Source organism: Mucilaginibacter agri (assembly GCF_009928685.1).
In the GTDB taxonomy this organism is placed as follows: Bacteria; Bacteroidota; Bacteroidia; order Sphingobacteriales; family Sphingobacteriaceae; genus Mucilaginibacter; species Mucilaginibacter agri.
Genome location: NZ_WWEO01000041.1, coordinates 1 through 25,273, shown reverse-complemented (window position 1 = coordinate 25,273; position 25,273 = coordinate 1). Strand labels below are relative to the sequence as shown.

The following is a 25,273-nucleotide window of genomic DNA, read 5'->3' as shown; positions in this document are numbered from 1 at the left end:
TAGTTAATTAAGACGCGAATAGAAATTTTCAATATTGTTTGAAAAACGCCGCGTGGCTAAAATTAAAATTTATATTTGAGGTATAAAGCAATTGTTTCAACCCATATGAGTGCACCCTTACCTAATGAGTATGCGCCTTTACAGGCAAGCTACGTACAAGCCGCCAGCAACCGGGGCGATATTGTTAAACTATTATCCAAACTAAAAGACAGTACCTACGATTTTTTAACGCAAATACCCCGCGGAAAAGCAAGCTTTGCTTATGCTGAAGGTAAGTGGACCGTTAAACAAGTAATTGGGCATTTAATAGATAGCGAGCGCATTTTTGCTTATCGCCTGCTTTGCTTCTCCCGGGGCGAAAAAAAAGAATTGCCAAGTTTTAACCAGGACGAATATGTTGCAGCTATTGACTACGAAGAGCGATCATTAAAAAGCCTGGCCGACGAGTTTAAGGCCGTACGTGAAGCCAACCTTTACCTATACGAAAGCCTTACCGACGAACAATTACAATTAACAGGCAGTGCGAACGGGTACTTTATGACGGTTAATGCCTTGTTGTACATTATTGCGGGGCACGAGCTGCATCATATAGGCATCCTGAGAGATCGGTACCTGCAGGTTCTGGTCTAATTAGGGCTTAGATGAGAAAATAATATATTTGGTGATAAATCACTTTATCAAATATCATGAATGCACCTCTTCCTTCAGACTATTCGCCTATGCAGGCTGGCTATATAGCAGCTGCAAGCAACAAGGGCGATATTATCGGATTATTAAACAGCCTGAAAGACGATACCTATACCTATTTAATGGCCTTGCCTGCCGAAAAAGCAGACTATGCTTATGCCGAAGGTAAGTGGACCATTAAACAATTGATTGGGCACATGAGCGATACGGAAAGGGTATTTGCTTATCGTTTGCTTTGTTTTGCGCGAGGCGAGCAGCAAGTATTGCCCGGCTTCGATCAGGATGAATATGAAGCCTCGAACAACGTTGCCAGCCGTACCTTACAAGATCTGGCCGAGGAGTTCAAGATGCTTCGCCAGGTAAATATGTATGTAATCAATAACCTTAGTGCAGAGCAATTGGAGATCAGGGGGAAGGCTTCAGATTATACCATAACTGTTAAAGCGTTGCTTTACGCCATGGCGGGACATGAGATCCATCATATGAATATTTTGAAGGAAAGGTATTAATTTGACGTGATTTGTTGATTGAGTTCACTAAGTTGATTAGTTATCAAATCGAAACCACTCATTCAACCACATATAATCAACTCAAATACTTACTAAGCTGAATGGCTCTTAAGCGAGAACTATTCAACATAATCAACCATTCACCAAATTATATCTTCAACTTAATACCAATCTTATTTAGCAAGCCGGCAAGCCATATCATCAGGAACGAAAAGACAAGAGCTTTAATCAGACCGCCCATGCCTTCGCTCAGGTATTCGGGGTAGCCAAGGTCGGTCATTTGATACATGGGGTAAAAAATGAAAGGCACCAGGTAGCAGGTAAATGTTTGCTTGCCGGCTGGTTCTATGATTTTTACCCAGTTGTATTTATGTTTGAAATCTACCACGAAGGCAAAAAACGCATAGGCTATTAAGCTGATACCGGTACAAATAAATACCCACGAAGGAGTATCATGTGCTTTAGAAATACCCCCGCTAAAGAAGCGTACTATAAAGCCAAGGTTAAATAAGATAATGGCCAAAAGGATCATGCCCACCCAAAGCAGCTTAATTTCCTTGCTTTCTTTTAGGCGCATATACATTACCGAAACAAATATACCCGCCATGGTAAAGGCCTGCATAGCACCATTACCTGCAATCCAGGCATATTTTTGAACGCCGCTCAGAAAGTCGAGCATGCCGAAGTGGAAATCGAGGTTAAAGAACAGGAAGAAAATCCAGGCAGCTGCCTGCACCCATAATAAGCCGTCGGAATAATAGTAAATAAGGCTGCACAACAGGTACGACCATCCAATTAAGCCCAATATACCCCACCATGTTAGGTGTAGCCATGTTTGGCCCGGATCTGTTGTGGTGTATAAGAAAGACATCAGTATCAACAAAGCAATACCGAATCCCTGTAGTATATACCGTTTAATTTTAGAGGTTTGGCTGTAATCCAGAAATATGAAAAAGAAGCTGATGGTAAGCAAACTTTCCCAAACAGGTTCGGGCAACAGGGCTGTTTTTTCATTATAGGTTTCCATATTGGCATGATAAAAACCTATAAGTATCAGCGCAAATGAGCGTGTAAGGATCCGCATCGGGATCTTGGTGTCGCCCAATTTCATCCGTTTTTCAAAAGCGAATGGTATTGATAAGCCTACTATAAATAAAAAGGCTGGAAAAATAGTATCGGCAAGGCCAAGTGCATCAACATTTTCTCCGGCGTGTTTCAGCCAGTGTGGCACCTTGGGTATTCCGTCCAGATCATTAACAAAGATCATCAGGAACATAGTAACCGCGCGGAACGCATCAATTGACCTTACCCGGTTGTAAACATTATTCATTAGGTAGATAGATGTTTTCGGGTATGTTTTTGTTTTAATGAAAACGAAGTTTTACACTAAAACTGTATCCTGTAAGTTAATTGTGACAAAGATTGTGACGAAAAACGGTTAGTCTCTGTCGCGGCTTAGTTTGGTAAATTTCAAAGGATTTTCGTTAAGCTCGGCTGTTTCCTGCCTGTGTTTAACAATATGTATAGCGGTGAAAACGGCCTCGCGGAAAGATATTTCCGATGCCTGATTTTTACCAGCAATGTCATAAGCGGTACCATGATCTGGCGATGTGCGCACAAATTTTAACCCCGCAGTATAATTAACCCCCGACTCGAAAGCGATGGTTTTAAACGGAATTAAGCCTTGGTCGTGGTACATGGCCAGCACGGCATCAAACTGCATATAAGTGCCGTTAGCAAAAAAACCATCGGCCGGGTAAGGGCCAAATGCCAGGATGTCGTTAGCACGGGCTTCTTCAATCGCTGGCTCAATAATGGTTTGCTCTTCTGTTCCAATTAACCCTTTATCACCGGCATGAGGATTTAGTCCTAACACAGCAATTTTCGGTTTGCGGATCCAGAAATCCTGCTGCAGCGATGTATTCATCAACTTCAGCTTGTTCAATATCTTTTCAACGGTAATGCTTTCGGCAATTTTGCTCACCGGTATGTGGCCGGTAACCACGCCAACTTTCAGGCTGTCGCTCACCAAAAACATTAAAGATTCGGGCGCATTATCACGTTCCTGCAAATATTCGGTATGGCCCGGAAACTTAAAGTTCTCGTTCTGGATGTTCTCCTTGTTGATAGGTGCGGTAACCAGTGCGTCAATTTCGCCATTTACTAAATCGTCAGTAGCGCGTTGTAGAGAAAGAAAAGCGTATTTGCCTCCGGTTTCGTTAGCCACGCCTACTTCAATTTTCACATCCTCTTCCCAACAGTTAATCATGTTGGCCTTTTTGGCTACAGCTTGAGATGCACTGCTAATGACGTTAAAATTGAGGTCGTGCACATTACTCATACGGCGGTGAAAAGATGCAACTTTAGTATGTCCGTATACAATAGGCGTACAATAATCAAAAACGCGCGCGTCGGCCAGGGTTTTAATAATTACTTCGAGCCCGATGCCGTTTACATCGCCAATACTGATACCTATTTTAATTTTTTCGCTCATACTTACAGAATTACACCGATAGCGAATGATTCAACCGCTATGGCAGAAATCACCTTCACCGCTGCAAATAAAAGATTTTAACGCCAATATTCATGACAAAAGCGTAAATATCACGTAATTTGCACTAAATAAACTCACGAATATGTCATTGGTCAGAGCCAAGAAACACCTGGGTCAGCACTTTCTGACTGATAAAAACATAGCTGCACGCATTGTAAACGGACTTACCCCCGAACGCGGATTTAACCAGGTACTCGAAGTCGGGCCGGGCATGGGTATCCTGTCGGATGTGTTGCTGCAAAAAACGGAATACGAAACCTACCTCATCGATATCGATACTGAATCTTACGAATTTCTGCTGAAACAATATCCAGCCGCCGCCACGCGCATTATCAACGCCGATTTCCTGGAAATGGATTTCAGTACGATATTTAAAGAAGACTTCGCCATTATCGGCAACTTTCCCTATAACATTTCCTCACAGATTTTATTTAAAGTACTGGATAACCGCCATCAGGTGGTAGAGGTTGTGGGCATGTTCCAAAAAGAAGTAGCCGAACGCTGCGCCGCCAAGCCGGGTAGTAAAGAATACGGCATACTCAGTGTTTTTTTGCAGGCTTATTATAAGGTAGAATATTTGTTTACGGTTAAGGCCGGGGCTTTTAATCCGCCGCCAAAAGTATTGTCGGGTGTGATCCGGTTAACACGGAACCAGATTTTTACCCTGGATTGCGACGAGAAACTGTTTTGGCAGGTAGTAAAAGCTGGCTTTAATCAGCGAAGAAAAACCTTGCGCAATGCTTTATCGTCACTGATCAACAAAGAAAAAATGGGCGAAGAACCATTGCTCGAATTACGTGCAGAAAGACTTACTGTTGCTGACTTTGTAGAGTTGACTAACAAGATCTCGGCAAATAGATAAAATCAAGATAGTTTAATGTTATATAAATGAGCACAAGAGAGATTACTTATTACATATTCTATTTCGGGTGTTTAATCTTAGCTGTGTTTGCGGGGGTAAAGTTTCCATCAAACAGCCACACGCCGCCTGGATCCTTTCTTGTTGAGATTTTGGCTCTTCTGTTAGGGTTTGTTTTATTTTTAATAGACACATTTAGATATAAGTCTACAAAAGTTCACAAAATTGGATTGGCTGTAAATGGTATTGCGATGGCAATTATCATCGCATTTTTTTAAATAGCACATTCACATTATTTTAATCAAAACATCTTAAGTTGAATAACAAAACGATACTCATTGTAGATGACCTGCATCCGGCCTTTATGGAAGGTGCTGAAGCTTTAGGATATACATGCAATTATCACCCTAAAATTACGGTTCAGGAAGCGTTGGCTATTTTGCCCGAATACGCGGGTTTAGCTATCCGCTCTAAATTTCAGGTAAGTAAAGAGGTGATCGACTTGGCGACTAGCCTGAAATTTGTTGCGCGTGCCGGTGCCGGTATGGATAATATTGACGAGGCCTACGCTTTGCAAAAAGGTATCACCCTGCTAAACGCACCCGAAGGTAATCGCGATGCTGTGGGTGAGCATGCTGTTGGTATGCTGTTATCCTTAATGAACAACTTTAACCGTGCTGATACGGAAGTGCGTAATGGCGAGTGGCGCCGCGAGGCTAACCGCGGTTTTGAGCTAAGGGGTAAAACCGTGGGCATTATTGGATATGGTTTTATGGGGAGCAGCTTTGCTAAAAAGCTTTCGGGCTTTGGGGTTGATGTTATTGCCTACGATAAATATAAAACCGGCTTCAGCGATGGCTTTGCGCGCGAGGTTAGCATGGAGCAAATTGTCAAACTAAGCGATGTGCTGAGTTTACACATCCCCTTAACCCGTGAAACTAAAGGGATGGTTGATGACGAATACCTGTTCCATTTCCGCAAGCCAATATTCTTTTTAAACACTGCCCGCGGCCCAATTGTAAAAACGCAATCGGTGCTGAATGCCATTAAAGAAGGCAAAATATTAGGAGCAGGTTTGGATGTGCTGGAGACTGAAAAATTCCCGGCCTTGGGCGAGCAAGCTTGGTATGAAGAATTGCGTAACTCGGGCAAGGTATTGTTGACCCCACACGTAGCCGGATGGACTTTCGACTCGTACCGCCGCATTAGCGAGGTGCTTGCCGATAAATTGAAAACATTTACAGCACAATAGCTGTTTATAAGCACACGTAAATAATCGACAGTTAAAAAATTTGGATATTAATATCTAAATCGCTTATCTTCGTTTTACACCAAACAAGACTATGCCGGTTACGATGCCGTTATAGTCTTGTTTGTTTTTAAAGCCCTTGCGTACTGTAAAGCCGGAAGGGCGGTTTTATTTAAAGACATTAAGAATAGTAGTTAAAATAATTAGTGAGTTATGGCAGATGTTGCATACTACACCAAAGAGGGTTTAGAAAATTTAAAGGAAGAGTTACAGTTTTTAAAAACTACAGGCCGTGCTAACATAGCTAAGGCCATAGCAGAAGCACGCGATAAGGGAGATCTTTCCGAGAATGCAGAATACGATGCAGCAAAAGAAGCACAGGGTTTGCACGAAGCTAAAATTGCCAAGTTAGGCGAATTATTGGCCAATGCACGTTTGCTAGATGAATCTAAACTTGATACATCTAAAGTGCTCGCATTATCTGTAGTTAAAATAAAAAACATAAAAAATGGTGCTACCATGAGTTATCAGTTGGTTTCGGAAAACGAAGCAGATATTAAAACGGGTAAGATTTCGGTGGCGTCGCCTATTGCTAAAGGTTTACTGGGCAAAAAGGTGGGTGAAACTATAGAGATCACCGTACCTGCCGGTAAAATGGAATTTGAAATTCTGGAAATTAGTAGGTAGTGAATAGTTGATTAGGTTGATTGAGTTAAGTGGTTTAACTTGTTCAACCTAATCAATTTAGTTTGAGCCTCTAACTTAATCAACTGCTCACTCAATCAACCAATCAACCAATCATGGGAACCATTTTTTCTAAAATTATAGCAGGCGAAATACCCGCACACAAAGTAGCCGAGAGTAATGAATACCTGGCTTTTCTGGATATTAGTCCGTTGGCGGAGGGGCATGTGTTGGTGATACCTAAAAAGGAAGTTGATAATCTGTTTGATCTGGATGATGAGACTTACACAGGGTTGCAAATGTTTGCCAAGATTGTGGCTATCGGTATCAAACGTGCTATTCCATGCTTAAAAGTTGGGGTTGCAGTAATCGGGCTCGAAGTACCGCATGCACATATCCATCTTATCCCTATCAACAAGGTAAGCGATATTGATTTCTCTCGTCCGAAGTTATCTTTTAGTAGCGATGAATTAGCCGCAACTGCCGCTAAAATAAAAGCCGCAATACACAACGAAATTGCAGAGGAAGAGGCGTAGTTACTGGGTTGTTTAGTTATTTGTTATTGGGGATGGCTCTAAGCAAAGTAACACTTAGTAACCTAATAACTCAATAACCAACAGCTACTTTTTAAACTTAATAGGCGCATTTACCCGCGCCTTATTGTCTTTCACAAAAGATTCCCAGCCAGAATAGCTAATTTTACTTCCCCTGCCTGTGGTTATCTTTTGAAAACTGTGGCATACCGCAACGGCCAGTCCATCGGTAGCATCTAAAAATTCGGGAGTTTCTTTAAATTGTAATAGCTGCTGCAGCATGGCGGCAACCTGCTCTTTGGTAGCGTTACCATTACCGGTGATAGCCTGCTTTATTTTACGGGGCGAATACTCGTTAACCGGGATATTGCGCGATAAGGCTGCAGCTATAGCAACCCCTTGCGCACGGCCCAGTTTAAGCATTACCTGTATGTTTTTACCGTAAAAAGGGGCTTCGATAGCTAAAGCATCGGGGTGATAGTTATCTATCAGCGCAACCGTTTTTTCGAAAATGCGCTGAAGTTTCAGCATATGGTCATCGCCAGCGGGAATTTTAACGATCCCCATACTGATCAGCTCTGTTTTAGAACCAAGCTCCTTAACCAATCCATAACCCATAACAGAGGTACCGGGGTCGATACCCAAAATAATCCGCTCCTTGCTGCCTGGCAATCCCATGCGGTAAATATACAATTTAGGTTGTCAGTTGTCGGTTATCCGTTGTCTGTAATTTGAATGAACATGCTTGGCTTCTCTAGCTGATGTTAAATGATAATCTCGTTTTTTCCGACAACCGACAACAGATAACCGATAACCAACTTACACTACCGCTATATCTTCCGCTCTTCTAATAATCTCGTTTTCTAAATAGTCAGCCACGCGTTCGTATGGGTCGAAGCCGGTAACGTTCGCAACATCAGGTACAAAATCGGCATGGGTGTTTACTTCATAATATAGTATATCGCCATTCCGGTCGTCAATCACATACTCAACACCACCTATGTCAACACCTGCCATCTGTACAATGGTTTCAACAGTTTTAATCACTTCGGCCGATGGGATATAAGCATCGGCCTTTGAATCATTTTTGCGGACGGCGTATGAATATTTACCACCGAGCGTTTCCACACGATGGGTGTACCCACCACGCGCCGGTATAAATTCTTGTAACAGTAACGTATGGTCGGCTGCTAAGCCGATTTGGTTTGCTTTTATCGCTTCTCGAACTTCTTCAATTGAACCGAAAGGCGTTAACGGTTCGTTTTTGCCACCAACATTAGCTTTAATAACAACCGGAAAACGAAGGCCTGCCGTTGCTGCCTCTATCTGAGATACATCGCTGGCTACATGGGTTTTCGGGTGTTTGATGCATAGCTGCTGCATCAAAATAAGTTGAAGCGATTTGGAGGTTTCATGTGCAAAAGCACGGTACCCGTTAATTACTCGTACGCCGTGGTTTTCCAGGTGTTTTAAATGGCTCAAGGTATGAAATATCTCCTGCACACCGCAATGTTGCAGATAAACATCGGGGCTCATACTGTTAAAGAATATGCCGTACCTCGGTGTCTTATCTTCAATAGCAAAAAAATGATGGACCGGGTTTTCGGTTTTATAAATTATACCGCGTTTATCTAAGGCAATAAGAAGCGGCTTAACCCAATCGGGATGCTGGTTTGAAATAACAAAAGGTTGCATAATGTATCAATTTAGTAATCGTTCAATCGAGCCAATACGTGCTAAAAACGCCGGAGGGGTATTAAATGGATATACATAACAGCTAATGACTCAAGTTTGTTACAACTTTTGCGAACTTTAAAGTCATTTTTTTATAAATAATCATATCTTGTAATAGTATTTAATTATAGATTTGAAGCGAGACACTGTGTCTCAGCATATTGCAATCCTCTTCTCTCACTGCAATGAAAAGACCAATTATAAACGCGCTGGCTTTTAGCCTGTTGCTCATTCTGTGTATAAACCAAAGCTTCGCCCAAAAGGCCAGCCTAGATAGTAATGCAAATAGTTTTGTAGAAAGCTATGTGGTAAACTATTATAATAAATCTGTGGGGCAGCAATCGCGGCTTTACAATGGCGCAGAGTACACGCCGTACAGCCCGGTGATAAAAAATAACCCTTATTTTCAAGATCTTACAGATGTAAAGCCGGGCACGGTTACGTTTGATGGTTACACCTACACCAAGGTGCCTATGATGTATGATATGTATAAGGATGTGCTTGCGGTGCAACTATATAATAACTTCACTAAATATGTTTTAGCAAGCGAACGCGTGGGGAGCTTCGACCTATCAGGTCATCATTTTGTATATGTATCGGCAGATACGGTGGTTAATGCTGGTTCCTTTGCGTCAGGATTTTATGAGCAGATGTACGGTGGTAAAACCGAGGCGCTGGCCAGGTACTCCAAAAGCATCCAGAACCAATCATCTGGCAATGATATCGAAACCTATTTCACAAAAGTTAAAACCCTGTACTACATTAAAAAGGGAGGCTCATACCACGAAGTAAGTAGCGAAGGAGATGTGTTAAAACTGCTTAAAGACCGTAAAAAAGAACTGCAGCAGTATATAAAAACCAACAATATAAATTTCAGGAAAGCGCCTGTTGAGGCATTGACGAGTGTAGCCGGATACTATGACCGAATAAATAGCTAGTATGAGAAAACCTTACCTATTGCTACTGTACCTTTTTTTTAATTGCACATTAGTGATGGCGCAAGGTACAAAGCTCATCACCGTCGATTTTAAGCAGGCAACCATAGGCCAGGTAGCAACCGACCTGCAAACCAAAACCGGCTATCACTTTTATTATGATGCCGCCCAGTTTGATAGTTTGCGCGTAACCCTGCAACTCACTGATAAACCACTGGAAGCAGTGCTTAACCAGGCATTTGCCAATACCAATTATCATTTTGCGATTACAAGCGACCACGATGTTTTCCTGACACGCGAGCATGAGCTGCAACCTCAACTCGCCACAGGCTATTATGGTAAAGGTAGTTCGGCCGCTGGCGTATCAGGAGCGGCTGCCATAGTGGTGGTGCCCGACTACACGGAGCTTGCCGAAAAAAAGGTGGCCAATGCTACTACAGAAAATAAGTTGTATGAGGTAGGTATAAAAACCAATAACGTTAAAGGAGGCAACGTTACGCTGGCAGGCTACATCCGCGATATTAAAACAGGGGAACCTGTAGTAGGGGCTAGTGTTACGCTGCTCAACTCAAAAAATGGCATAGCAACTAATCAATTTGGATATTTTTCACTTAGCCTGCCAAGGGGCCGTAACGTGATTAATATCAAGGCGCTGGGTATGCGCGATACCCGCAGGCAAGTAACCATGTACTCCGACGGTAACCTAAATATAGAGGTACAGGAGCAGGTAACAACTCTTAAAGAAGTAAAAGTTTCTGCTGATAAAGTGGCTAACGTGCGCAGTGTGGAACTGGGTGCTACAAGGCTGGATATTAAAAGCATTAAGCAAGTACCGGCAGTATTTGGCGAAGCTGATGTATTACGCGTGGTTTTAACATTGCCAGGTGTAACATCTGTGGGTGAAGCTACAACAGGTTTTAACGTGCGCGGTGGTGCGGCCGATCAAAATCTGATATTGTTAAACGATGCTACAGTGTATAATCCAGCCCACTTCTTTGGATTCTTCTCAGCCTTTAACCCCGATATCGTTAAGAACATTGAACTATATAAAGCCAGTATTCCCGAGCGCTTTGGTGGTCGCCTGTCGTCGGTGTTGGATGTTACCAACCGCGAGGGTAATAAAAAGCTATTCACCGGTTCGGCGGGTATCGGGTTGCTTACCAGTAGACTTAATATAGAAGGGCCTATTGTTAAAGATAAAACCTCTTTCATTTTCGGAGGGCGTACCACGTATTCAGACTGGTTGCTGAAACTATTGCCCGATGAGTACAAAAACAGCAGCGCTTCTTTTTATGATCTTAACCTGGATATCAGCCATCAGATCAACGAAAAAAACAATCTTTATTTTACGGGCTACATCAGCCATGATGCCTTTAGGTTAAACAGCGATACTACTTATGGCTACAGCAATAGAAACGCAGGTTTAAAATGGAAACATACTTATAATAATAAATTGTTCAGCCTGATATCGGTAGGTGTCGACGATTATAAGTACAACGTAGCGAGCGAAGGAAATGAGGTTAACGGCTACAAGCTTAATTTTAATGTTAGTCAAACTTATGCCAAGGCTGATTTTACGTACTACCTAAGCCCCAAACATACCCTTAGCTACGGTATAAGTACATTGCTTTACCATTTAAACGGTGGCGATCTGGAACCTGAGGGTAATAAATCACTAGTAGTGCCAGATATGTTAGAGCCGGAGCGTGCGCTGGAAAGTGCATTATATCTTGGCGATAAATACGATGTAACCAGCAATCTTTCTTTTAACGTTGGCTTACGCTATTCGCTATATAATTACCTAGGCCCGCATACGGTATACGAGTATGCAGATGGTCAGCCTAAAACAGAGAATTCTTTGGTTGATAGCACCAGCTATGGTAAGAATAAAGTTATTAAAACGTATGGCGGTCCGGAGATCAGGGTATCGGGCAGATATAACATCACCGACGACTTTTCGGTAAAAGCAGGTTACAATACTTTAAGGCAATACATTCATCTATTGTCCAACACTACAGCTATTTCGCCAACAGATGTATATAAACTAAGCGACCCCAACATCAAGCCGCAATACGGCGACCAGGTGTCTTTCGGTTTATATAAAAATTTCAAATCGAATACAATCGAAACTTCTGTTGAGGTTTACTATAAACGCATAAAAGATTACCTCGACTATAAGAGTGGTGCCGTTTTGGTAGTGAACCATCATATCGAAACAGATGTACTAAACACCCGAGGTAAAGCATATGGTATTGAGTTTTTACTGCGCAAAAACGTAGGCAAGTTAAACGGCTGGACGAGCTACACTTACTCGCGCACTTTCTTAAAACAAGATGATCCGAACGCCGGGGAGCTGATTAACGAGGGCACCTATTATCCAGCTAACTACGATAAACCGCATAACTTTAATTTCACGGGTAACTATCGTTTTACTCACCGTTACAGCGTTTCATTAAACGTGGTGTACAGTACAGGCCGGCCAATTACGCTGCCTATTGCCAAGTATGACTATGCGGGCTCGGAAAGGGTTTATTATTCGGACAGGAATCAGTACCGTGTACCCGATTATTTCCGGTCCGACTTTTCTATCAATATAGAGGGCAACCACCGTGTACATCAGAAAACCCATAACACCTGGACACTGGGGGTGTACAACTTAACCGGTCGAAAAAATGCCTACTCAACCTACTTCACGTCGGGTGGGGGCACTATAACCGGTTATCAGCTATCAATTTTTGCAACAGCTATTCCATTTATAAATTATAACATCAGGTTTTAAGGAGATGAAACGCAGGGGCATTTTAACCGGTTTATTTATAACTCTCACTACTATGTGGGGGTGTAAAAAGCCATTTACGCCCGAGGTGATCAATAAACCCTCTAATTACCTGGTTGTAGAAGGAACGCTCAACACCGGCGGCGATACTACCACTTTGAAATTAAGCCGGACGACTCAACTTAACGATACCGCAAAAACTCAGGCGGAAAATGGTGCTGCCTTATATGTGGAAGATAATAACAATATCAGGTATAGTTTTATCCCGGAATCGAAAGGCGTGTATAAAGCTCAGCTTATCTTGCAAGGCTCTAAAACCTGTACGCTGCATATTACAACTAAAGATCAGCAGCAATATGCTTCTGATGTAATACCCGTACTAACAACGCCACCAATAGATAGCCTCCAATTTACGGTTCTAAGTAACGGCCTCCAGTTTTATACTTCCACCCATGATCCTACAAACACGGTTAAATATTACCGTTGGGATTATGACGAAACCTGGGAGTATGTATCCTTTTACCAAAGCCGTTTAAAATACGTAAATGACCAGATCCAGTACCGGGATCTGGCCACAGAAGATATTTATCGTTGCTGGGCGCAGGCTCCGGCATTAGCTATTGTGGTAGCCAGCACTGCAGGTTTAAGTCAATCGGTTATCAATAATGAGCCGGTGGGTTATGTCGATATCAGTTCGGGAAAGTTAGCCCACGGCTATAGCTTATTACTTAAACAATACAGTTTAACAAAAGAGGCTTACGAGTATTGGCAAAAATTGAAAAAGAATACGGAACAACTGGGCAGTATCTTTGATGCGCAACCTTCGGACCTGAAAGGTAACATGCATAACGTTGCCAATTCAGATGAGCCTGTTTTAGGTTTTGTAAGCGCGTCTGGTATAACTACCAAACGTATACTTTTCGATCCTACCAATCTTACACTTCCGGGTACCTCATATTTTCCGCCGCCTTATGCAGATGAATGTGGGAAGGCTTTTATTCCCCTGGATCCTACCGATTCTTTCGATACCCGGGCGCATAACAAATTTTCTAAGGGAGATAGCCTGTTGATAGAAGTGGAGGAGCGGAAGCCCGATGGTAAATTAATAGGCTATAATTATGCGCAGGCAAACTGCGTTGATTGCCGGTTGAAAATTAAAAATGGAACAAATAAAAGGCCTTCTTATTGGCCGGGTTATCTATGATCAAAAATAGATTTTATATCGTCTTAGTAGTTGTAATTGCGGTGTGTACATGGCAATGCAAAAAGGTATATACGCCAAATGTGGTATCCAGCGCCCCTAACTATTTAGTTGTGGAAGGTGTAATAAATACCGGGGCCGACTCTACAACTATAAAGCTGAGTCGAACCACCAATCTGGCCGATAGCGCTAAAACAATAAAGGAGCTTGGTGCATCATTGTATGTAGAAGATAATACCGGACGGCGACACAATCTGACGGAGTTTGGTAATGGACTTTATAAATCGGCACCGTTAAACTTGCAATCCACACAGCAATGCCGCCTGCATATTATAACTAAAGACCAAAAGGAATATGTTTCAGACTTTGTGGATAACATCAAAACCCCGGCTATTGATAGCATAACTTATACTATAACTGGTACAGGAGCGCAGTTTTATGCCAATACGCACGACCCAACCGGCACAGTAAAGTATTATCGATGGGATTTCGACGAAACATGGCAATACGTGGCATTGCTGCAATCGTTTTATAAATACGATGCAATCAATAATAAAATAGTGCCCCGTGCCGGCGAAAACATCTATAACTGCTGGAAAACAAACCCATCAACGCAGGTTTTGCTGGGCAGCACAGCCGGGTTAAGTCAGGCGGTTGTATCTGCATTGCCTGTGTCCTATGTTGATGAGTCAACCGGCAAGTTGGCCCACGGTTACAGTATGTTATTAAGACAATATGGATTAACCAAAGAAGCTTACGAATATTGGCAGAAACTAAAAAAGAACACCGAACAGCTCGGAAGCATTTTTGATGCTCAGCCGTCTGCACTTACCGGCAACCTGCATAATGTAAATGACGCTAAAGAACCCGTGCTAGGTTATATCAGTGCATCAACGGTGTCTGTTAAGCGTTTTTTGATCGGGCATAATGCTATCCCTTTGTATTCGCAGAGCTATTTCCCACCACCTGGGGCTGGGGATTGTACAGGAGGGACAATAAATCTGCTCCCAGCGAATACCTTCGACGCTCGTTTAAAAGCGGCGATGAGCAGTGGTAATTTCACATTGACTGATGACAACGGGTCTGCCGGTGTTTTAATAGGATATAACTATGCGTCATCAGAATGTGTGGATTGTCGCGTAAAATTGTTAGGCGGCACAAATATTAAACCGTCGTATTGGCCAGACGTTTTATAAATTTTAATATGAAGAATACCAGGCAACTATTTACGGGAATTATGCTATTGCTGCTAATTTATAGCTGCAAGCGGCCGTTTGCCCCCGATGTTGTTGCCAGCGACGTTAATTACCTGGTTGTAGAAGGTAATATAAATACGGGTGCCGACACAACCATCATTAAACTAAGCCGTACCACACAATTAAGCGACAGTACTAAACGGAAAAACGAAACGGGTGCAAAAGTTTATGTGGAAGATGATAAGAATATACAATATGCGCTGCCAGAGTTAGCAAGTGGAATGTATAAGGCTGCGCTCAATTTAAAAAATGTACAAAAGTGCCGGTTGCATATTGTAACTAAAGACCAGAAGGAATATGTATCCGATTATGTGGATGCACTTACCACGCCGCCTATAGATAGCATTAGCTATACCGTAACCGGCACCGGCATCCAGCTATATACATACGCGCATGACCCGACAAACCAGATCAAATATTACCGTTGGGATTTTGACGAAACATGGGAATACGTTTCATATTATCAAACACTTTACAAATACGATGCAGTAAATAATAAAGTTGTGCCCCGTGTGGGCGAAGACATATTTCATTGCTGGATAGACGGACATTCGAATCAAATATTACTAGGCTCTTCGGCAGGGTTAAGTCAATCGGTTATCAATAATCAGCCCATTGCCTATGTCGATCAGTCTTCGGGTAAGTTGGCACAGGGATACAGTATGTTGCTGAAACAATATGCTTTAACTAAAGAAGCCTATGAATACTGGCAAAAAATTAAAAAGAACACCGAGCAGCTAGGAAGCATTTTCGATGCCCAGCCATCGGCCCTTACAGGGAATCTGCATAATTTGAATGATGCCAACGAGCCGGTTTTAGGATACATTGGTGCGTCGTCGGTTACGAGTAAGCGTTTCTTAATTGGGCACAATTCGTTACCTATTTCTTCCGCAGTTTATTACCCGCCGCCAGATAGTTCGGATTGTAAACAAAAGGCAATACAGTTTAGCCCTGATGATACTTACGGAGTGCGTTTGAACAACACTTTCGCTAGAGGAGATTCACTGATTACATCAGACTATGGGCTACCTGGTAGAATACTTGGTTATCTATACACCGGAGCGGAATGTGTTGATTGCAGGGTGAAAATGAAGGGCGGCCGAAATGTTAAACCGCCATATTGGCCTGACGTATTATAAATAGAGCTTATTCATTTCAACATGAAGACAAAAATATATTCACTGTTAACTCTCTTTTGCCTTGCAACTGCTTTTGGGGCAAAGGCTCAGGTTAGCACGATCGAAAGCAGTTTCAACAACTATCAGCAAAAAAACCTGCACGAGAAACTCTTTGTGCATACCGACAAAAGCTTTTACCTCACAGGCGAAATCCTTTGGCTGAAAATCTATGATGTTGACGGCGCAACTAACAAGCCATTAACCATTAGCAAAACAGCCTATATAGATATATTAGATAAGGGCAATAGCCCCGTTCTACAAGCCAAAATTGCCCTTAACCAGGCTAGTGGTAATGGTTCGCTATACATTCCGGTTAATTTAACCAATGGTAATTATAAGCTTCGGGCTTATACCAGCTGGATGAAAAACTATGGGCCGGATTATTATTTCGAGAAGCAGATTAGTATTGTAAACCCTTTGCGCTCGCCCGACGTGCAGGCAGCTAAAGCGGCTGATGGTGATTACGACGTGCAGTTCTTCCCCGAAGGAGGCACACTACTTGGCAACGTTGCTAATAAAGTTGCCTTTAAAATTATAGATAACAATGGCAAGGGTGCCGATTTAAGAGGTGCGGTAATAAATCAACGCAATGATACACTGGTAAGGTTCCGATCTTTAAAGTTTGGTATGGGCAGTTTTATGCTTACTCCCACAGCAGGCGAAACCTATCGGGCAGTAATTAAGTCTGCGGGTAAAAGCATGGTGAGGAATCTTCCTGCAGTTGCAAAAGAAGGCTATGCCATGATCCTTACAGATGCAGGGGCCGGAAAGTTAAACATACAGATAAATAGTAATATCCCGGGTCCGGTTTATTTGTTCGCCCACGCAGCCCGAACAGTGAAAGCCGCCGAAAGCATGTCTATTAATAATGGTTCGGCTACATTTTCTATTGATAAAACTAAGCTCGAAGGGGGTATCACCCATTTCACCGTATTTAACAGTTCGCAACAACCGGTATGCGAGCGTTTATATTTTATAAGGCCGAAGCAAAAGTTGGTGGTGCAGGCCAGTTCGGTACAACCGGGATATGGAATTCGGAAAAAAGCTGGAGTTGCTTTTAGCACCCAAACGCAGGATGGCAAGGCAGTAACAGCCGATTTATCGATGGCCGTTTTCCGCATCTATTCTTTGCAGAAGCCAGAGCAAATGGATATTCAAAGCTATCTGTGGCTAACCTCCGAATTAAAAGGTGGCATCGAATCACCTGCCTATTATTTCGCTAACACTAATGCCGAGACTGACCAAGCGCTCGATAACCTGATGCTCACCCAAGGCTGGCGCCAGTTTGAATGGACAAATGTGCTAAGCAATGCGGCACCATCATTCAAATTTTTGCCCGAGTATAACGGACATCTTGTTATCGGTAAAATAGTAAGCAGTGTAGACAACACCCCGGCCAAAGGCGTAATTGCTTATCTGGGTGTCCCGGGCAGAAGGGTGCAGATGTACCCGGCGTTGAGCGACTCAACAGGCCGGTTGATATTTAATACCAAAGAAATGTATGGTCCCGGCGAAATCATCGTACAAACCAATACCGAAAAGGATAGCACATACCGTATCGAGATATTAAGCCCGTTTTCGGAGCAATCTTCAACAACAGTTTATCCAGATTTTAAGCTGACCAGCATTGCGCCATCATTATTAGAAAGTTATAACGTTGGTATGCAGGTGCAAAACCTGTACGCGGCAGGTAAACTAAAGCAGTTTTACGACCCGCAGGTGGATAGCGCTGCGTTTTACTTTAAACCTTACAAAAGTTACAAGCTCGACGACTTTACCCGCTTCACCACCATGGAGGAAGTTTTACGGGAGTACGTAACCGAGGTAAATATTATTAAACCCAAAAATCATTATCATATTAAGGTGATTGGCGAAACCGGGGTGTTAGGCTACGACCCGCTGGTAATGGTAGACGGTGTGCCGATTTTCAATACCGACAAAGTGATGGCCATTGATCCCTTAAAAGTCAACAGGCTCGAGGTGGTGCGCAATCGTTATTTTTATGAGCCTACCTCTAACGATGGGATCTTTAGTTTCGTAACCTATAAAGGCGACCTCGGCGGCATCGAGCTAGATCCAAGGGCGATAGTACTCGATTATGAAGGGATGCAGTTGCAACGCAAATTTTATTCGCCGGTATACGATACCGATGCCCAGATCAATAGCCACATGCCCGATTTTAGAAATGTGCTTTACTGGCTGCCAAATGCGAACACAGATATCAACGGTAAAAATCAGGCCACATTTTATACCTCAGATCAGCCCGGAAAATACATAGTTATTATACAAGGTATCACCAAAAACGGCGAAGCAGGTAGCGGGTATGTGACCTTTGAGGTAAATAAATAAGATGAGAAGGCTGTTATCCTGAGGCACTCGAAGGATGAGCGCAGAGGCCTCGCCCGCATGTTTCGAGAGCCTCAACATGACACCCGAAAAACATGTACAGGTTAAACGTGTTTACGCTCTCAAACAGGTCTTCTCCAGCACAATGGTATCAATCCACTGTTTTTGTTTTTCTTCGCTGAAGAATTTGGCCGGGGTTTCGAGCTTGCACATGCGGATGCCTTTTTGCTGGCAATGTTTAGCAATAGCCACCACCTGGCCGCGAATATTAGGGATACCGTTAAAAGTTTTACGGATAAAGTAAACCGATTTTAAATTCGGCAGGGTGTCAATCAGGGCAATAACATCTTTCCATTCGTGCACGTGGCTGTCTTCGAAGGCGTCATCGGAATTTAGTTCTTCGCCATCGGGTATTTCTAATGATTGGATAACATCAGCAAAATCAACTTTGTATTTTGCCATCAAATTTTGCTTGTCGGCAAGCGGAGCATCCTTTAAAGATTCCATTCCCCAGCAGATGGGCAACAGGTGCCATAGAAAATTGCGTTGGCGGCCATGGAAAAAGTCGGGGCCATCAGCCAGATCGGGGGTAAAGGTGCCGAGTATTAAAATTTCTGTTTGCGGGCTAACCTGGTGATCCCTGAACTTGTGTTGTATGATGGCCATAATTTTTTGCTGATTATTGGAATTGCGCAAATTACTAAAACATATTCAGACAAAGCTTTTTGTTCTGGCAGCCGGTGGTGCATGGTGCAAAGTTCCACATGCACCACTGTGTTCCAACTTATAAGTCATTTTTGTATTGGTTTTTAATTCATTTATCTGATAACTAATAAGTTGGAATTTGATGCTTCTGTTAAAAAAGTGATACATGCACCACTTTACTGACTTATAAGTCTAATTTACAGGTCTTGTAAGTTGGCAAATCTAAATTATTCCTGGTCGCCAAAGAGCCGCAATTGCCCGTGTAGTTCGTTCGCTCCAACCGTTGCTGCCTCATTAAAATTGGATAACGAGATGCCTAGCAGCCTCACCTTTTTATCAGGATCGATTTGGGTGAGGAGTTGTTTAGCCGCCTGTTGGATAGTTTCCAGATCGCCGATTGGAGTGGGGAAAGACTGGTTCCGCGTGATTTGTTTAAAATCGCTGTACTTAACTTTCAGCGTCACGGTTCTACCTTTCAGTTGATAACGCTGCAGGCGCTCAACTACTTTAACGGCTAATTTATCCAGTTCGGCGTGCATTTCGGTAGTATCACTCAGGTCGTAGGCAAAGGTATCTTCGGCCCCCATTGATTTGGTTTCGCGGTCAGGTTGCACGGCGCGGTTATCAATACCCCGTACAATCTGGTAGTAAAACCTGCCTGCTTTACCAAAGTGGCGGATCATCTCATCTTCGCTCAGTTGTTTCAGGTCGAAGCCGGTGTGCAGGTTCATACCCTTCATTTTTTGCGCGGTTACTTTACCCACGCCATGAAATTTCTCCACCGGTAGTTTTTCCATAAAGCGCTCTATTGCCGAAGGTCCAATAAATTTCAGCCCGTCGGGTTTATTGATATCCGAAGCAATCTTCGCCACAAATTTATTAATAGATACCCCGGCAGAGGCGGTAAGGTTCAGCTCATCTTTTATCGCCTGCTTTATCTGCTGCGCAATTTCAATAGCCGAGCCAATATTCAGTTTGTCTTCGGTAACATCAAGGTAGGCTTCATCCAGCGATAACGGTTCGATCAAATCCGTATACCTCGAAAATATTTCCCTTATGCGCCTCGAAACTTCTTTATACTCTGCAAAACGCGGCCGTACAAATATGGCATGCGGACAAAGTTTCTGCGCCGTTTTTGATGGCATAGCCGACCGCACCCCAAACTTGCGCGCTTCATAACTCGCAGTAGCCACCACACCGCCCCGCCCTTCGGGCGAACCACCAACCACCAAAGCCTTGCCCCGCAGTTCGGGGTTATCCCGCTGCTCAACCGAAGCATAAAAGGCATCCATATCAATATGGATGATTTTTCGGTGGGCGATATTTTCGGTGTCTGGTGTCAACGTTACAAAGTTGGTAATAAAAATCCCTCCTTTGGAAGAGTAATAACCGATGATTGGACGGAGTTGTTATATTCCCTCCCTCGGGAGGGGCGCAATCGGTTTGTGCAGTGGCAGGGAGGGGCCTTGTCGTAATTAAATCGAAGAAACCCCTCCCTGCACCCTCCCAAGGGAGGGAATCGCGCATTCCAATACGCTTTTAAGAAGCCTTCTGCCTACAGCATCAACAAAAAGCAAACTACAGCCCCAATCAATGTATTCAAAAAATTAACCACGTTATTACCAATAAGGTTCTTCCGCTCTAGAGTTGCGCCTAATACCGAGTCGAAAATATTACCTACGGCACCAGCTATTACAATCCACCAAAAATTAATTCCCCAGCCAAAACCAATAGAATAAACGATGGCAATTAAGGCTGCACCGACTGTACCTATCAAAGTACCTTCTAAACTAATTACGCCATCCAACCCCCGCTGATCTTTTTTAAAGGTGATGATATTATAAAACCGGCGCCCGTAAACAGTACCCAGTTCCGACGATAGGGTGTCGGCCGTTGCAGCAGCTAGACTTCCGGCCATCATTAAATGGTGTACAGCCGCCGTTTGTGGCATTAACCATGTTACGCCGCCCAATATTGCGGCTATGCCGCCGTTTGCCAATACCTGCCCGCTGGTTCTTCGTCCTTTGTCCCGTTCGGCTGCGCCAATTTGTTGTTTGCTGCGTATTTGCCAACCGGTAGCGACCGAGCCTAAAATAAAGAAAAGGGTAAGCATGGCTAAGCCGGTTAGTCCGCCTCCCTGAAAAATTAATAAACCGGTTATACCCCCTGTTATGGCTGCTGGCACGGTCAGCTTTTTAAAGCGGACGCTCAGCTGCATCCCCAGTATCAGGAACAGGTAAACAATGTAATTTTGGATGGGCATGCTTTAAATTGTAGTCCAAATATAACATCAATGGTTCAGGCTTTATACCTTTGCCTTAATGAGCGACATTTTAGGCCAGGCACTGCACGGCTATTACACCGAGAAGGCAAAACACAAACTCTGGATCCATAATAAATATGGGCCGAAAGAGGAAATGCCCATTGCCACTTATTTTAGGGAAGAAGATGATATGCCCGACCTGGAGTGGATGGCGGTAGAACAATGCAGGGGTAAGGTGCTGGATATTGGTGCCGGTGCAGGCAGCCATGCTTTGTTTTTACAGCAGGAAGGTCATGAGGTTACGGCCATAGATATTTCGCCGCTCTCGGTGCAGGTAATGAAAGACCGTGGCGTAAACCATGTTTTGCAGGCAGATATTTATACTTTTAATCAAGGCAAGTACGATACCTTACTGTTGTTGATGAACGGTATTGGTTTAGCTGGAACTATCGAAAACCTGAAACGCCTGCTCATACATTTTAAAACACTGATGGCGGAGGATGCGCAATTGCTGTTCGATTCGTCGGACGTGGCATACCTGTATGAAGGTAACTTGCCAACGGAAGGCTATTATGGCGAAATTCAATATCAATATGAGTACAATAAGCAAACGTCGGATTGGTTTAACTGGCTATATATTGATGAGCATACCCTGCAGGCCGTAGCCGAAGAAATGGGTTTTAATATGGACGTATTAATAGAGGACGAGTACGGACAATATTTGGCACGCTTAACGCAGGTAGTATAATATGGCAGTATTTAAATTCGGTTTCGACGAAAAAGAATATCAGCGTTTGCAAAGCGGGGAGATTAATGATAAAGACTTTCTGAATAACGTGATCAATACCGAAGCCAACCGTAAATCTATAATAGAACAGTTGCTATCTTATCACGAAGTGGAGGGCGGTATCGAAGTCAAAGGCTTCGATATAACAGAAGCAACTTACAATCCGTCAACTCAAAACGGCAAAGTGACACTCACCTATACCCGAAACTATTTCTATACATGTTCGGACATTAAGAAAAACTACGCTGATAAAGAGACCTGGGCATTCAAGATTGATGCAGACAATCGTCTGTTAATTATAGATGCGCCTGATTTGGAGGTGTTGAGTCCGGGGGATGAGTTTTAGTTATTTAAAGTATAGCTTATAAAGTTCTTCGATTTCCACTGGGCTTAAATCCATGGGATCTTTCGTGGGTTTAAATAAATAGAGGCTCCAAATCGAAGTTAAAGTGTCAACCTTGACAAGAGTTGATGAATTATTGGATTGTATAAACTTCACGAATTTCTGATCGCCGATATGTTCTACCTTAATCTTGTGCTTGTTTAAATAATCTTCGGCCGTGCTCATATAATAAACGTTATCATCGGCTGCAGCATAGAAATCATCTTCTCCTAATGCTTTCTTTTCTTTTTCAATGCGGATTGTGTCCGGATCAATAAATACTGCCGAGGTAGAACGAATAATTAATGTATCGCCCGAAATTTTTGCGGGGATATAAGCGTGTTGGACTCTAGTTTTTTTCTTTTTAATCGAAAGCTGATGCGGTTTGGTCTGCTTGCAAGCAGTAAGGGCTATAAAAGCAAAAACTATAAAATAGGATGAGCGCATGAACTTGTGTTAAGGAGTAGTAATTATAATGAGTTAATAACACATTTCCAATAACTGGTAGACAACGTAAGCTGTAAAGTGTTGATATTAAGCCCCTATTTTAAACCAATTTCTCTCTGATACCAAAAATGCGCCTTAAAAAGGGTAAATTTGTCGCCCCTTCGGGATTTTAAAAATAGAAATGTATGGCGTGGTCAGAGAAATTGAAGCTGAAAAAAGGATTAGTACTGTCGGTAACCCAAGCTGGGTATCACGGTCCTAAAGAAGTACAACAAAGAACCATGGCCCGTATAGTAGGCGGTCAGGATGTAATTGTTGTAGGCCCCGAAGGCTGCGGAAAATCTACCACCGCTATATTAGCCGCGCTAAACAAGTTTAACTACACGCCCGATGGTATCCCCAAAGTATTGTACCTGGTGCCCGATAAGGAAAGTGTAGATAGGGTGATCGAACAGATCAGTCAGTTAAATAACAACAAATCCATTTCTGTCGTTGGCCTGTTTGCCGCTCCCGGTATCGAAGCGCAGATGGATGCCATGGCAGATGGCGCCGATATAGTTGTAGCTACTCCCGACAGGGCCCGCGCCATTTATTTGAAACTCGGCCTCGACGTAAATAAAATAGAGTTGCTTGTTTTGGATGATGCCGACCTGATTGTAAAGCAAGGCCTGCAACTACCCGTAGCCGAACTGGCCAACAGTATCCCAAAATGCCAGCACCTGGTATTTACCGAAGTTGTGCACGATAGGCTGAACAAGATGATAGCGCCCTTTATGAAACAGCCCGCTACCATTGAGATTGAAGAAATAGGCGAACCCTTGTTTGAAACCCATCCGCAGGTATTGTACCATGTACCCAACTTCGGCACCAAAGTAAACCTGCTTAACTTGTTTATGCAGGACGATGAGCTGTTTACCAAAGTAGCCGTATTTGTTAATACCCGCCCAACGGCCGAAAAACTCTATAAAACTTTACAGAACCGTAAAACGGGAGTAGCCCTGCTTAATTCGTGGTTTTTCGAACTGAATAGTTTCGACTCTATACATGATTTTAAAGAGGCCACGGATTTCCAGGTATTAATCGTGGTGAACGATGCCGGGAAAAAGCTCGATCTGGATGATATTCCGTTCCTGATCCATTTCGAATTGCCGGAAGAAAAGGACATCTACATAGAAAGAATGATCAACCATTCACCCGAGGTGGAAGACGAGATCATGGCCATTACCTTCGCCACCGATCTGGAGCTTACCCAGGTAAAGAAAATAGAACAAGCTGTCGGCACCAGAATTCCACTGGGCGAACTGCCCGAAGACCTGATCATAGAAAAAGAGCGCAAAGCGCCCACTGCCGAAGAGAAGAAAGCTGCCGCTGCCAAAGCAGATGAGAACGCACCTGGCGCTGCTTTCCACGAAAAGAAAGCCAGCAACGCTAAAACGTATAACTACCGCGCAGGCCTAAAAGCCAAAATGAGCAATAAGCGGAAACATTAATTTAGTCGATAGCATATAGATATGGTTCCTGGTAGGAGGTCGGTATCTGGTTAAGTCCGGCTGAACCATCAACTATTAACTAATCTCATTTAAACGGGGTGGAAACGTAAAGGTCTTCCACCTTTTTTCTTGCCCAATCAGTTTTCCTTAAAAACTTCAGGCTCGATTTTACGCTCGGATTATCATTAAAACAATTGATCCGGATACGATTACCCAGCTCGGGCCAGCCATAATAAGCCACCAACTCATTTAATATAGTCTCTAACGTTTTGCCATGAAGCGGATTATTGGGTTGTTGCTGCATGTTTCAAATGTACAACTCCATTAATAAGATATGCTGTTTTGAGCTGCTTTATATAATATATAAAAGGCTGGTGAAGGCTTTTATCGGCGGATGTTTAAAAATATGGCAGCATTGTTATTCTGTTAATGCCTGATAATCAGTGTGCTGTTTATGGTGTGTTTTAATGCAGGTAAATTATTTCAACTTTTTTCTAAAAACAATTTGGAAAACAAGTAAAAGTTCTCATCTTTGCAGCCCGCAAACGAGATAGCGGGATGTTCATTGAAGGTGCAAAGAGGGGGTTAAAAAGGGGTTAAAAAAATGTTAAAAAAACATTTTGAGATTTCAGAAAAGATGTTCATCTTTGCAGCCGCTTCTAAAGGGAGCGAAAGTTCTTAGAAAGTCGGGAAGGAAG

The 25,273-nt window shown here is 43.0% G+C and carries 24 protein-coding genes; 15 read left to right on the top strand and 9 right to left on the bottom strand.

Annotation, left to right across the window (positions count from 1 at the left end):
* Positions 1 to 105 precede the first annotated feature (105 nt).
* Complete coding sequence (locus GSY63_RS07385; protein WP_166585159.1) at positions 106 to 630, top strand: DinB family protein; 525 nt, start codon at positions 106 to 108, stop codon at positions 628 to 630.
* 56 nt (positions 631 to 686) lie between these two features.
* Positions 687 to 1,196: a DinB family protein gene (locus GSY63_RS07380; RefSeq protein ID WP_166585158.1), complete on the top strand. Its 510-nt coding sequence runs from the start codon at positions 687 to 689 to the stop codon at positions 1,194 to 1,196.
* A 148-nt stretch (positions 1,197 to 1,344) separates the two neighbouring features.
* On the opposite strand, the gene GSY63_RS07375 is transcribed toward GSY63_RS07380, so the two are convergent.
* Both GSY63_RS07375 and pdxA read right to left on the bottom strand, forming a co-directional pair.
* Positions 1,345 to 2,526, bottom strand: a complete 1,182-nt coding sequence (locus tag GSY63_RS07375) for a DUF5009 domain-containing protein (protein WP_166585157.1) — start codon at positions 2,524 to 2,526, stop codon at positions 1,345 to 1,347.
* A 108-nt stretch (positions 2,527 to 2,634) separates the two neighbouring features.
* Positions 2,635 to 3,690: a 4-hydroxythreonine-4-phosphate dehydrogenase PdxA gene (pdxA, locus tag GSY63_RS07370; RefSeq protein ID WP_166585156.1), complete on the bottom strand. Its 1,056-nt coding sequence runs from the start codon at positions 3,688 to 3,690 to the stop codon at positions 2,635 to 2,637.
* Between the two features lie 142 nt (positions 3,691 to 3,832).
* On the opposite strand from pdxA, the gene rsmA reads away from it, so the two are divergent.
* The 4 genes from rsmA to GSY63_RS07350 all read left to right on the top strand — a co-directional run bounded on the left by rsmA (position 3,833) and on the right by GSY63_RS07350 (position 7,078).
* Positions 3,833 to 4,612: a 16S rRNA (adenine(1518)-N(6)/adenine(1519)-N(6))-dimethyltransferase RsmA gene (rsmA, locus tag GSY63_RS07365; RefSeq protein WP_166585155.1), complete on the top strand. Its 780-nt coding sequence runs from the start codon at positions 3,833 to 3,835 to the stop codon at positions 4,610 to 4,612.
* A 313-nt stretch (positions 4,613 to 4,925) separates the two neighbouring features.
* Positions 4,926 to 5,861 carry a 2-hydroxyacid dehydrogenase gene (locus GSY63_RS07360; RefSeq protein WP_166585154.1) on the top strand — a complete coding sequence of 312 codons (936 nt, stop codon included), beginning with the start codon at positions 4,926 to 4,928 and terminating at the stop codon, positions 5,859 to 5,861.
* A 210-nt stretch (positions 5,862 to 6,071) separates the two neighbouring features.
* On the top strand, positions 6,072 to 6,545 hold the full coding sequence (gene greA, locus GSY63_RS07355; protein ID WP_166585153.1) for a transcription elongation factor GreA: 474 nt from the start codon (positions 6,072 to 6,074) through the stop codon (positions 6,543 to 6,545).
* Positions 6,546 to 6,658: 113 nt separating this feature from the next.
* The gene (locus GSY63_RS07350) at positions 6,659 to 7,078 is read left to right on the top strand and encodes an HIT family protein (protein WP_166585152.1); all 420 of its coding nucleotides are present in this window, start codon (positions 6,659 to 6,661) and stop codon (positions 7,076 to 7,078) included.
* 84 nt (positions 7,079 to 7,162) lie between these two features.
* On the opposite strand, the gene ruvC is transcribed toward GSY63_RS07350, so the two are convergent.
* Both ruvC and GSY63_RS07340 read right to left on the bottom strand, forming a co-directional pair.
* Positions 7,163 to 7,753 (bottom strand): crossover junction endodeoxyribonuclease RuvC, encoded by a 591-nt coding sequence (gene ruvC, locus GSY63_RS07345; protein ID WP_166585151.1) that lies wholly within the window; start codon positions 7,751 to 7,753, stop codon positions 7,163 to 7,165.
* 141 nt (positions 7,754 to 7,894) lie between these two features.
* Positions 7,895 to 8,770, bottom strand: a complete 876-nt coding sequence (locus tag GSY63_RS07340) for an ATP-grasp domain-containing protein (RefSeq protein ID WP_166585150.1) — start codon at positions 8,768 to 8,770, stop codon at positions 7,895 to 7,897.
* Between the two features lie 224 nt (positions 8,771 to 8,994).
* Here GSY63_RS07340 and GSY63_RS07335 point away from each other — a divergent pair, with 224 nt between their 5' ends.
* The 6 genes from GSY63_RS07335 to GSY63_RS07310 are packed head-to-tail and all read left to right on the top strand — an operon-like array spanning position 8,995 to position 18,504.
* Complete coding sequence (locus GSY63_RS07335; RefSeq protein ID WP_166585149.1) at positions 8,995 to 9,747, top strand: hypothetical protein; 753 nt, start codon at positions 8,995 to 8,997, stop codon at positions 9,745 to 9,747.
* A gap of 55 nt (positions 9,748 to 9,802) precedes the next feature.
* Positions 9,803 to 12,523 carry a TonB-dependent receptor gene (locus GSY63_RS07330; protein ID WP_243749183.1) on the top strand — a complete coding sequence of 907 codons (2,721 nt, stop codon included), beginning with the start codon at positions 9,803 to 9,805 and terminating at the stop codon, positions 12,521 to 12,523.
* A gap of 4 nt (positions 12,524 to 12,527) precedes the next feature.
* Positions 12,528 to 13,724, top strand: coding sequence for a DUF4249 domain-containing protein (locus GSY63_RS07325; RefSeq protein WP_166585147.1), 1,197 nt, complete (start codon positions 12,528 to 12,530; stop codon positions 13,722 to 13,724).
* Positions 13,721 to 14,917, top strand: coding sequence for a DUF4249 domain-containing protein (locus tag GSY63_RS07320; RefSeq protein WP_166585146.1), 1,197 nt, complete (start codon positions 13,721 to 13,723; stop codon positions 14,915 to 14,917). Before GSY63_RS07325 ends, GSY63_RS07320 begins: the two co-directional genes overlap by 4 nt.
* A gap of 8 nt (positions 14,918 to 14,925) precedes the next feature.
* Complete coding sequence (locus GSY63_RS07315; protein ID WP_166585145.1) at positions 14,926 to 16,116, top strand: DUF4249 domain-containing protein; 1,191 nt, start codon at positions 14,926 to 14,928, stop codon at positions 16,114 to 16,116.
* Positions 16,117 to 16,137: 21 nt separating this feature from the next.
* Complete coding sequence (locus tag GSY63_RS07310; RefSeq protein WP_166585144.1) at positions 16,138 to 18,504, top strand: hypothetical protein; 2,367 nt, start codon at positions 16,138 to 16,140, stop codon at positions 18,502 to 18,504.
* Between the two features lie 111 nt (positions 18,505 to 18,615).
* Here the strand turns inward: GSY63_RS07310 and GSY63_RS07305 are convergent, their stop codons facing one another.
* From GSY63_RS07305 to GSY63_RS07295, 3 genes are all read right to left on the bottom strand, one after another.
* Positions 18,616 to 19,167: a uracil-DNA glycosylase family protein gene (locus GSY63_RS07305; protein WP_166585143.1), complete on the bottom strand. Its 552-nt coding sequence runs from the start codon at positions 19,165 to 19,167 to the stop codon at positions 18,616 to 18,618.
* A gap of 266 nt (positions 19,168 to 19,433) precedes the next feature.
* The gene (gene dinB, locus GSY63_RS07300) at positions 19,434 to 20,549 is read right to left on the bottom strand and encodes a DNA polymerase IV (protein ID WP_262887345.1); all 1,116 of its coding nucleotides are present in this window, start codon (positions 20,547 to 20,549) and stop codon (positions 19,434 to 19,436) included.
* Between the two features lie 212 nt (positions 20,550 to 20,761).
* Positions 20,762 to 21,469, bottom strand: coding sequence for a DUF92 domain-containing protein (locus tag GSY63_RS07295; protein WP_166585142.1), 708 nt, complete (start codon positions 21,467 to 21,469; stop codon positions 20,762 to 20,764).
* 58 nt (positions 21,470 to 21,527) lie between these two features.
* Between GSY63_RS07295 and GSY63_RS07290 the strand changes: the two genes are divergently transcribed.
* Together GSY63_RS07290 and GSY63_RS07285 are read left to right on the top strand one after the other, a co-directional pair.
* Positions 21,528 to 22,217 carry a class I SAM-dependent methyltransferase gene (locus tag GSY63_RS07290; RefSeq protein ID WP_166585141.1) on the top strand — a complete coding sequence of 230 codons (690 nt, stop codon included), beginning with the start codon at positions 21,528 to 21,530 and terminating at the stop codon, positions 22,215 to 22,217.
* A gap of 1 nt (position 22,218) precedes the next feature.
* Positions 22,219 to 22,602, top strand: coding sequence for a hypothetical protein (locus GSY63_RS07285; RefSeq protein WP_166585140.1), 384 nt, complete (start codon positions 22,219 to 22,221; stop codon positions 22,600 to 22,602).
* On the opposite strand, the gene GSY63_RS07280 is transcribed toward GSY63_RS07285, so the two are convergent.
* On the bottom strand, positions 22,603 to 23,085 hold the full coding sequence (locus tag GSY63_RS07280) for a hypothetical protein (protein ID WP_166585139.1): 483 nt from the start codon (positions 23,083 to 23,085) through the stop codon (positions 22,603 to 22,605).
* A 185-nt stretch (positions 23,086 to 23,270) separates the two neighbouring features.
* On the opposite strand from GSY63_RS07280, the gene GSY63_RS07275 reads away from it, so the two are divergent.
* Positions 23,271 to 24,575: a DEAD/DEAH box helicase gene (locus GSY63_RS07275; RefSeq protein WP_166585138.1), complete on the top strand. Its 1,305-nt coding sequence runs from the start codon at positions 23,271 to 23,273 to the stop codon at positions 24,573 to 24,575.
* Positions 24,576 to 24,660: 85 nt separating this feature from the next.
* Here the strand turns inward: GSY63_RS07275 and GSY63_RS07270 are convergent, their stop codons facing one another.
* Entirely contained in the window at positions 24,661 to 24,879 is a 219-nt protein-coding gene (locus GSY63_RS07270; protein ID WP_166585137.1) for a VF530 family protein, read from the bottom strand.
* Between the last annotated feature and the right edge of the window lie 394 nt (positions 24,880 to 25,273).